General features: G+C 69.0%; 1 protein-coding gene. It reads right to left on the bottom strand.

Annotation, left to right across the window (positions count from 1 at the left end; genetic code table 11):
* The coding region (locus tag AB0C16_RS40280) for an acyltransferase domain-containing protein (protein WP_357691436.1) at positions 1 to 548 on the bottom strand (548 nt) is incomplete at its 3' end.
* Positions 549 to 600 lie beyond the last annotated feature (52 nt).

Genomic DNA, 600 nt, shown 5'->3' with positions numbered 1-600 from the left:
GCCGCACCGAACTCCGCCAACATCGGCTCCATCAACCCCGAATGAAACGCATGCGACACCCGCAACGGACGCACCCGCTCAAACCCCGCCGCCACCCGCGCCACCGCATCCGCCACCCCCGACACCACCACCGCATCCGGCCCATTCACCGCCGCCACCTCAGCCCCCGCCACCAACGCCCCCCGCACCCGCTCCTCCGACGCCCCAATCGCCACCATCACCCCACCCACCGACAACCCCTGCATCAACCCCGCCCGCACCGCCACCAAACGACACGCATCCCCCAACGACAACACCCCAGCCACAAAAGCCGCCGCAACCTCCCCCACCGAATGCCCCACCACCACATCCGCCCGCACCCCCCACGACTCCAACAACCGCACCAACCCCACCTGCACCCCGAACAACGCCGGCTGCGCCCACCCCGTCAACACCAACCGCTCCCCATCACCCCACATCACCTCACGCAAACCCCCACCCACCACACCCCCGAACCCACCCACCACCTCATCCAACGCCCCCGCGAACACCCCAAAACGCTCATACAACCCCCGCCCCATCCCCACCCACTGCCCCCCCTGACCCGAAAACACGAAGCCG

Origin of the sequence: Nonomuraea sp. NPDC048916 (genome assembly GCF_040649575.1) — a bacterium.
GTDB lineage: Bacteria > Actinomycetota > Actinomycetes > Streptosporangiales > Streptosporangiaceae > Nonomuraea.
This window is presented reverse-complemented; position numbering and strand designations above follow the sequence as displayed.